Annotated in this window: 8 protein-coding genes and 1 pseudogene; 6 read left to right on the top strand and 3 right to left on the bottom strand. The window is 58.4% G+C overall.

Going from position 1 to position 8,342, the window contains the following annotated elements:
* Positions 1–204 (top strand): annotated as a pseudogene (locus tag ACZY0B_RS26160) (glycerol acyltransferase); the annotation flags it as partial.
* Positions 205–232: 28 nt separating this feature from the next.
* On the opposite strand, the gene ACZY0B_RS26155 reads toward ACZY0B_RS26160, so the two are convergent.
* A complete protein-coding gene (locus tag ACZY0B_RS26155) occupies positions 233–1,486 on the bottom strand; it encodes a cytochrome P450 (RefSeq protein ID WP_463767146.1) in 1,254 nt (417 codons plus the stop codon).
* A gap of 105 nt (positions 1,487–1,591) precedes the next feature.
* On the opposite strand from ACZY0B_RS26155, the gene ACZY0B_RS26150 reads away from it, so the two are divergent.
* The 3 genes from ACZY0B_RS26150 to ACZY0B_RS26140 all read left to right on the top strand — a co-directional run bounded on the left by ACZY0B_RS26150 (position 1,592) and on the right by ACZY0B_RS26140 (position 4,144).
* Positions 1,592–2,047 (top strand): VOC family protein, encoded by a 456-nt coding sequence (locus tag ACZY0B_RS26150; RefSeq protein WP_463767145.1) that lies wholly within the window; start codon positions 1,592–1,594, stop codon positions 2,045–2,047.
* Between the two features lie 110 nt (positions 2,048–2,157).
* Positions 2,158–3,369, top strand: a complete 1,212-nt coding sequence (locus ACZY0B_RS26145; RefSeq protein WP_463767144.1) for a GmrSD restriction endonuclease domain-containing protein — start codon at positions 2,158–2,160, stop codon at positions 3,367–3,369.
* Complete coding sequence (locus tag ACZY0B_RS26140) at positions 3,362–4,144, top strand: HEPN domain-containing protein (protein ID WP_463767143.1); 783 nt, start codon at positions 3,362–3,364, stop codon at positions 4,142–4,144. The genes ACZY0B_RS26145 and ACZY0B_RS26140 overlap by 8 nt, the downstream gene beginning before the upstream one ends.
* A gap of 176 nt (positions 4,145–4,320) precedes the next feature.
* Here the strand turns inward: ACZY0B_RS26140 and ACZY0B_RS26135 are convergent, their stop codons facing one another.
* Positions 4,321–4,713 (bottom strand): very short patch repair endonuclease, encoded by a 393-nt coding sequence (locus ACZY0B_RS26135; RefSeq protein ID WP_463767147.1) that lies wholly within the window; start codon positions 4,711–4,713, stop codon positions 4,321–4,323.
* Positions 4,714–4,818: 105 nt separating this feature from the next.
* On the opposite strand from ACZY0B_RS26135, the gene ACZY0B_RS26130 reads away from it, so the two are divergent.
* Positions 4,819–5,946, top strand: a complete 1,128-nt coding sequence (locus ACZY0B_RS26130; RefSeq protein WP_463767142.1) for a DNA cytosine methyltransferase — start codon at positions 4,819–4,821, stop codon at positions 5,944–5,946.
* 30 nt (positions 5,947–5,976) lie between these two features.
* Here the strand turns inward: ACZY0B_RS26130 and ACZY0B_RS26125 are convergent, their stop codons facing one another.
* On the bottom strand, positions 5,977–6,840 hold the full coding sequence (locus tag ACZY0B_RS26125) for an NgoMIV family type II restriction endonuclease (RefSeq protein ID WP_463767141.1): 864 nt from the start codon (positions 6,838–6,840) through the stop codon (positions 5,977–5,979).
* Positions 6,841–6,997: 157 nt separating this feature from the next.
* Here ACZY0B_RS26125 and ACZY0B_RS26120 point away from each other — a divergent pair, with 157 nt between their 5' ends.
* The gene (locus ACZY0B_RS26120; RefSeq protein ID WP_463767140.1) at positions 6,998–7,840 is read left to right on the top strand and encodes a NaeI family type II restriction endonuclease; all 843 of its coding nucleotides are present in this window, start codon (positions 6,998–7,000) and stop codon (positions 7,838–7,840) included.
* The last annotated feature ends 502 nt before the right edge of the window (positions 7,841–8,342 follow it).

Here is an 8,342-nt window from a genome sequence, read left to right as displayed (position 1 = left end):
TTCCCGTTCGGGCCGAGTGTCGTCTTGCCGGTCAACATCCCGCTGCCGACAAAGATCGTCACCGAGGTGCTGCGACCAGTCGATATCGCCGTCGAATTCGGTGAGGCTCCCGACATCAAGAAGCTCGATGCGCACGTGCGCGGCGTGATGCAAAAGGGGCTCAACGCCCTGGCCGCCCAGCGCCGCTTCCCAATCCTTGGGTGACGCGTTGGAACGCGTCGAGGCGGGGCAGCTAGCTTCGCTTGGCTCCGGGGGTGAAGGTCACCGGCAATTTGCTGAGCCCGGTCATGCTCGGGCTGCCCAGGTATTGGTGGGCTTTGTCGACGTCGACTCGGTAATCGGGGATGCGGTCGAGGACCGCCTTGACCATCACCTCGGACATCAGCCGCGCCAGATGCGAGCCGATGCAGCGATGCGGACCGAGTCCAAAGGCCAAGTGACGGTTGGGTGTTCGGTCGAGAATGACTTCGTCGGGCTTTTCGAATTCGTGCTCGTCGTGGTTGGCGGAGAACCAGCTGATGATGAGTTTGTCGTTCTTGCGTAGGTGTTGGCCGTTGAGCTCGACGTTTCTGGTGACCGTGCGGCTCAGTGTTCGGTTGACCGTGAAGTAGCGCAGGAATTCGTCGGTCGCGGTGCGGTACAGCTCGGGGTGATCTCTCAGTTGCTGTCTCAGGTCGGGGTGGGTGCCGAGATGCCTTAGCGTGAGCGCGGTTTGGGAGGTGGTGGTGTCGACGCCGCCGGCAATCAGGTTCCACAGGATGTTGAGTAGCTGGGCATCGTCGAGTTTCTTGCCCTCGAACTCGAATTGGATGAGGAAGCTGGTCAAGTCTTCTTTTTTGTCGGCTCGCCGGGCGGCTGCGTGTTGGAGGACCTCCTCCATCATGGCCGGGACTTTGGCGATGGCGTCGGCGTATTCGGGGCTGTCTTGGGGGACGGCCATCACGGAGTGGAAGAGGTGGGCGTAGAGCTGCCAGTTGTCGTGGGGCAGGCCCATCAACTTCATCGTGAGGATGGCCGGGACCGGGCTGGCGTAGTCGAGCACCAGATCCATCTCGCCCCTTTCGATGTGTTGGTCGAGGAACTCCTGGGCCTTTTCCTCCATGAACGGCTTGAGCTTCTCGACGGCGCCGGGCGAGAAGAATGGGGCCAGCGCGTGTCTTAAGGCCAGGTGGTAGTCGCCGTCGACCTCACCGATGCCCAGGGCGGGTTGACCTTCCGGTCGCGGGACGCCCATCTCGCCCTGGTAGTCCACGCCGTTTTCGGCGTTGGGTTCGTATTTGTGGGAGAAGGTGGCGTCATCTCGGGCCGTTTGGCTCACGGCGTCGTAGCTGCTGAGGTACCAGAACCCGTCGTAATTCGTGTTCCAGGCGACGGGGCACCGTTGTCTTAGCTCGGCGTTGACCGTCTGTTGGCTGAGGTTGAAGGCGTCGGAGTGGTGGTCGAAGTCGACGATTGCGTCTTGCGCGACGTCGGGGCGTGTCGTCATCGAAAGCCTTCTGGTGGCGGGGTCTCTGTCTAGCCGTGGCGGCTGCCCATTACGCTATCTTTGCATTATTACGCTGTTGACTCCGCCCAGGCTATAGAGGTTGTAATGACTGATTACCGAACGGTTTTCAACCACGTCGGCTTGTGCGTCGCGGATCGTGAGTTGTCGCGCCGGTTCTACGAGGATGTGCTCGGCTTCCAGTTCTGGTGGGAACTCGAACCGCCCGACAATCTCACCGCCCAGGTGGTGCAGCTTCCCGAGCCTCTCGGGGTGCATGCGACTTACCTGATACGGGACGGCTTTGTGCTCGAACTCATCGACTACTCGAAGCGCGAAGTGCATGCCGGCGCCGAGCGCGCGATGGATGAGGTGGGGCTGACGCATATCTCGTTGTCGGTGTCCGACCTCGCTGCTGTGTTGACCAAGGTTCCTAAGTTCGGGGGAACGATCATCGATGCGGCGGTATCGGAAGCGATGGCGATGATCCGGGACCCGGACGGGCAACTCATTGAGCTGGTCACGGATGGATGGCTGGCGGCGCTGCCGCCGCGGCCGCGGTGACGAGGCGCAAGGTGGGCTTGGTAACAGATAGTCTGCGGAAGCCGCCGCCCTCGGCTACCGGAGCGTCTTATTTACCCACCACGCACAACGTTCGTGCATAGACTCTGCACATGACCGAGGACGATGACTCCGTCGACGAAATCGATGTGGACCAATGGTTTGAAGAAGATGCCTCAACGAACCAGAATGACGGCGATCTGGAATCCAAGACGGTAGATCCGGCTGAAAAGTACGCACGAAGCCAGCTTCGAGTTGTGCGAGAAACAAAAGACTATCAACTCGATTATCTACGCCTTGCTCTCGAGCCCGGCCGGGAGTTGATCGATATATCGCCCGCATATCAGAGACGGCTTCGGTGGCCCAACAAGAAAAAATCATTGCTTATCGAATCTTTCCTCTTGAATATACCTGTACCCGCGATATTTTTGTATGAACGGGATTACAATTCTTATGAAGTAATAGATGGTCGGCAAAGATTGGATGCCATCAGCTCTTTCTTGGCAAATGATTTTTCGCTTACAGGACTTGAGTACTGGCCCGAATTGAATCGAAAGCGATTTCGTGACCTTCCAGGCGTCCTGCAAAAAGGTCTCTTGCGACGCAGCTTGCCAGCCGTAGTACTGCTGGCGGAAACGCAAAAGTCGGACGCCGATGATCTCGATGTGCGTCGGGTACTGTTCGACAGATTGAACACCGGGGGAATAAAGCTTAACCCACAGGAATTGCGAAATGCGTTATATCCTGGATCCCTAAATGATTTATTGATACGGCTCGCTCGAACAGAAATTTTTACCACCACGTGGGATATCCCACCGAAGACTCCGAATGAGGAAGTTGACCCCTCGGATGCGCTTCTTCATAACGCCCTATTCTCTAGTCTGGCCGACGCGGAGCTGGTTCTCCGAGTCCTAGCTCTAAGAGACGCACTTCTTAACGAGAAGCGCGGATCCCTTCGTCGAATACTCGACAAATTCATGAGCGTTCACGCACGCATCTCAGAACCCGAAGCTACTGAGTACGAACGACTTTTCCTCGAATGTTTGACGAGACTGCGAGAAGTGTTTGGCGACAGAGCATTCCGTTTGCCGACTAACGGTCGCCTCAGCCGCCCCCTATACGATGCTTTAATGATCGCGTTGAGTTTTGATCGGCAAAATCCGATTGAAGATAGGACGACTGAGATTAGGTCGGCGCTCGAAACATCTCTGGATGACGTCAATGACTACGAGATACTAGTCGGCCGTGGGAACACGATCGACGCAATTCAGGCGCGCGTAAAGCTTGCTGTCAAGATTCTCAACACTGGCCGGCAGGATGTCTAGTCAACTTGACGCACGGCTCGCCGAGTTTCATGCTGATTTAGAAAAGGCGGAAAGGCTTCTAGAACTGATAGCGGCATTCCGCATCTTCGGCGGATCTGCGACACCGTATCTAGCAGATACCTCCATGCAATCTAGTTGGAAAGAGGCCGTAGACCTTGGAGTCTTAGCGCAGGTTGTTCGATCGGATCTTCCTATTTTATCGGGCGCCTTGCATTCGTACGTTTGCGGTCGATTCGAGTATTTTATCCGAGATGTCGTCATGACAGTCGCCGACGCACTTAGTGGAGCCGTCGCAACATACGGAGAACTCCCTGAGAAGCTCCGGACCGAGCTTATGCAGCTGACTTTGACGGTGGCTCAGAACCCAGGGCGCTATGGGTACACGGATGAGCAGGCTGAAAATCTACTTATCTCAATGGCGTCCAATCTGGACGGTAGCGGAAACGTAAGCGTCCAGTCGGAAGTCTTAGCCATCACAGAGTCAAATATGAATCCAAATGTAGTCGCCGATGTTATGAAACGGGTGGGAATAAAGTCGATATGGCCTGAAATCGGTAAGCAAGCCCGTTTGAAGGCATTCTTAGAAACTCGAGCCGATGGCGACTGCACTCAGGAGGCGCAAAGCCGCTTGGCGGTCATAATGCGGGAGCGCAACAGTTTTGCCCATCCAACTTCGTCGACGGGGTTCCCCGATGTAGATCAAGTCCGCGGAACCTGCAGTTTCCTGCGAGCATTGAGTGAAGTATTGGTCGATGTGGCGAAGCTTCCGCCGTGAGCGTGGTTGTGGTCCATGACAAATATCGCAGCTCCAAGGAAGCGGGACTCCCGACAACAAGGCACCTGTCGGGTCGATTCCACTCTTCGGATACATGGACGTCTTCGCGCGGCTTCGGTGGACTGTTGACTACCTCCATCTCTGCGGCGACGTCCCGGGAGGGTGTTGACTCGCCCCTACGACGATTCGTGTCCGGACCGGCGCGCAATGACGATGTCGCGGACGCGGATCGCAGCGACCCGAGGGTCCTCATGTTCCCAGATCCGAATGCTGACCCAACCGGCTTGAGTCAGCTGCTGGTCCGTGTTGCGGTCGCGCGCCATGTTGCCCTTTACCTTGTCGGCCCAGAACTTAGCGTTCGCGACTGCGACCGAGTGGTGCTGGGGACAGCCATGCCAGAAGCATCCGTCGAGGAAAACGGCAACTTTGGCCTTAAGAAAGACAAGGTCAGCGGTACGCCTGAGTTCTTTCAGAGGCCTCGCCGACACTCGGTAGCGCAACCCGAGACCGTGAACCGCCGAGCGGAGCGCGAGCTCGGGCTTCGTGTCCCTGGCCTTATTCGATTGCATGCTGGCTCGGGCTCCGGGCGAAGTAGCCCATGACTCGGTCACCGGTCTAGCGTAGGAGCGGCGCGCCGACACGGCTCTGTCGGTGGCGGTCAATACGATATCCACGTGACCAAGCCCCTGACGATGATCGACCTCTTCGCGGGATGCGGCGGCATGACCGCGGGCTTTGTGCGTCACGATTTCAAACCAGTGCTGGCGGTTGAGTGGAATCTCCATGCCGCTGCGACTTACGCGGCAAACTTCGGCGAAGGCCACGCTTATTGGGGTGACATCGACGAGGTGCTCAAGGCGGACATCCCAACGGCCGACGTCGTGATCGGCGGGCCGCCATGCCAAGGTTTCTCCAACCTCGGAAGCAAAGATGTCAACGATCCCCGCAACAAGCTTTGGAAGAGCTATCTCCAGGTGGTAGAGCGAACGCGGCCGAAGGTATTCGTCATAGAAAACGTCGACCGGTTTAGAAGTAGTGCTGAATTTCAACTGCTGCTCGATGAGGCCAAGGCCGGGTTAATCAGTGATTATGAATTGACCCACGGCTTGCTCGTTGCGGCGGATTACGGTGTCGCTCAACGACGTACCCGCGCATTCGTCATCGGATCACGAGTTGGCCCGATTGAGTTGCCGAAGACGACCCATGCAAGGTTTCCGAAAGGTGACCTCCACCCGTGGGCGACTGTGCGCGAAAGGATCAGCAAGCTGCCCGAGCGGCCCTCGACGACCTCGTTGCCGGACACCCGTACGACCTTCTTCGGCGAGACTGTCCCTGGTGAGTTCAAGTGGCTGGACCTGCATTTCGGTCGGAACCCGCGTGAGTTATCGCTCCAGCGGTACGACTGCATTCCACCGGGCGGGGGGCGGTTCGATCTCCCCGATGAACTGTTACCAGATTGCTGGCGCAATAAGCCGACGGGCACAACAGACGTTATGGGACGTATGCGTTGGGACGCGCCATCCCTCACGATCCGTACGGAATTCTTCAAGCCCGAGAAAGGGCAGTACCTTCACCCGCAGTGGGACCCGAGTAGGCCGCGCAAGCGTGTCAACCGCGTAATCACGCACTTGGAAGCCGCGCTGCTGCAAGACTTTCCGGAGTCGTTCGCATGGTGTGGTTCTAAAATTGAGATCGCAAAACAGATCGGCAACGCGGTCCCCGTCGGCTTGGCATCAGCCGTGGCGAGGAAAGTGAAAGACGCGCTTGCTTCGCCTATGACGTCGACCTGGGGGGCGCCGTAGTGAAGCTGGTTTTCGGAGGTTTTGTTGGTGTCATGGTTTAGGAATCTGCCGTACCTCGTCGAGTAGCTGGTCAAAATCCCTGAGGCGATGCTGTCTCATGAGACGGCCGAAAGTGCGCCGCGGCGACCAGCGACCGCTTCTCCGACTTGATACTTCGTCGATCGATGTGGACAACGACGGAAGGTCAAGGTGATATACGAAATCAATCGCGCCAGAGCCGTCGGCGAGAATGCGGAGCATCGATGGACGAGGCTCGATTGTGATGACGCCGAAGTGCGGCATCCGACCTCGTCGTTGTGCTACTAACTTGTTCCCCTGCGAAACGCAGTCCTGCGCGCGGTCCGTTCGTAGTGACCACTTCGACGACAGCGCAACCGCGAGCTCGTCGAGTTGGCCGATTTTGGGTATCGCCACCGATATGTCGATGTTCAGCAACGATTCCTCGGGCATTTGTTCGGCCAGATTCTCGAGAAGGATCGCCTGCTGTTCTGTGCTTGCTGCCAGGCGTCCCAAGTCTTTTTCAATTCGTGCTCTTGCGCTGCCGAGGTCGGCCGCGCGAACACGAGTTGCCAGGCCGGCGAGGCCTGGTCGCAAGTCCCCAAAGTTTCTCCGGAACTGCGGGAACACGTCGAGGTGTGCGTACTGCGCGAAGTCGCTTGCTGGACGGGAGCGTTCAACTTTTAGATCTGGGCGCAGGTCGCGGAGGGCGGCGACGATCATGTGTTCCATAACCGTGCCTGGATCGATCGGCGGTGCCTTACCCTCGGGCACGCCTAGCTGGCCAAACAGCGCGTTGCCTAGCTCGATCGACAGGTCATCGTTGCTGTCTGATGTATTCGGCTTGCCAGTGTCCGCGCGGTAGCCGCACAAGTCACGTGTGAACGACGCGGGCACTTGGTGAGGATCCCATCCTCGAAGCGGTTCAATCAACAGTTCAACCGAAGCCGTAGCTCCAGCGCGGCGTTGGCTCTTGATGCCTCTTGAGTGAAGCTGGCATGCTGCGGACGTGCCGCCACCACCATCACGAGGATTCGACCCAGAACTAGACAGGGTGTCTGACTGGTTCGAGTCGCAGGCCGGATTCGAGCAGGCGTTGGGCATGTGTGTCCGGACAGCGATCGATGAGGTGATCGACACCCCCCGCACGGGTCGATGGAACCTCGACCACTGCGGAAAGCAAGAGCAGGCCTACGTCGGGGTCAAGCTCGAGCACGTTATTCGCGCGCAGTTCGATTTCGCCCATGGCCCGAATCGCATGGACTACTGCATCGATGGGTTGGACGTCGACTGTAAGTGGTCGAAGAAGTGGGGCGGATGGCAGATACCGGGAGAGGCGGTGGGCCATTTATGTCTGCTCGTCTGGGCCTCAGACGACGACTGCGAATTCGCCGTGGGACTCCTGCGGCCACGGGAGGAAATTCTCGTGGGCGGAAACCAAGACAAAAAACGCACGATCCAGTCCCCCGGGGGGCGAGACGAGATTCGGTGGCTTATTCCGCGGACGAACTCGCTGCCGCCCAACTTCTTACTTCAGCTCCCAGACGACGACAGGAAGGCGATCCTGGGCCACAGGGGAGGCGACGCCCGGGCCCGCGAGCTCTTTCTACGCTGCGAAGGTGTCATCATTAGGCGCCACACCATCGAGTCGATCGGTCAGCAGATTGATGAAGCACGTCGATTCAGGGGCGAGACGCGCCAGGAAATGCGCGAACTTGGCTTCGAGGTTCTAAACGGCCACTGGATACCCGACCGAGCCCGCGCGCTCGACCTTGGCGGGGTAGTGCTGAGACACAGCACGGAATGGGTGTGTCTGCGTACAGACGGATCGACGCCTCGACGCCTCGAGGCGAGATCGCAGCTGCGACACCTCGCCTCGATATCGGGGCGGGCGTAGGAACGAAATTTCCGACAATTGAGCCCGTATCGGGAAAATCTCTACACCTCACCAGCGACCCTGGTTGACGTGCGGACGTCAGCCTGCACGGGCCGCCGACGCTCTGTCGAGCGAAACGTTGCTCGAACAAAGGTGGTTGGTCAAGGGACTCAGCGGTTTTGCCAGTGTGCACCCGACTTCGGGGACGGTGGCGCCCTCGTCATCAAGTGATCAGCGTGCGGTCCGGGTAAACAACAGCTTGCGAGCGATCAGTCACTTCGGGCTATCGCCTACCCCCACCCGCCGCACAGGATTACTCTTTCGTTCGCGGCGGCATTGCAAGCGGCAGTACCACAGCGCCGGGGCAATCGGGGGCCTCCACGAAAGGGGGGTACACGTAGGTGTCGCGGATCTTTTTGAGCCACTCCAGCAAGGACACCCGCGAAGCGATCGCGCTCAAGACCTGGCTGACCGAGCGGCGGCCGGAGCTCGGCGACGAGATCTTCATCGACGTCGACAGCCA

Source organism: Mycobacterium sp. IDUB_19, from assembly GCF_055419445.1.
The sequence above is the reverse complement of the archived record's forward strand: the minus strand, read 5'-3'. Positions and strand labels throughout refer to the sequence as shown.

Excerpts from the sequence above, each read along its gene's own strand:
- ACZY0B_RS26155 (WP_463767146.1), bottom strand. The coding sequence starts at position 1,486 with ATGACGACACGCCCCGACGTCGCGCAAGACGCAATCGTCGACTTCGAC.
- ACZY0B_RS26150 (WP_463767145.1), top strand. The coding sequence starts at position 1,592 with ATGACTGATTACCGAACGGTTTTCAACCACGTCGGCTTGTGCGTCGCG.
- ACZY0B_RS26145 (WP_463767144.1), top strand. The coding sequence starts at position 2,158 with ATGACCGAGGACGATGACTCCGTCGACGAAATCGATGTGGACCAATGG.
- ACZY0B_RS26140 (WP_463767143.1), top strand. The coding sequence starts at position 3,362 with ATGTCTAGTCAACTTGACGCACGGCTCGCCGAGTTTCATGCTGATTTA.
- ACZY0B_RS26135 (WP_463767147.1), bottom strand. The coding sequence starts at position 4,713 with ATGCAATCGAATAAGGCCAGGGACACGAAGCCCGAGCTCGCGCTCCGC.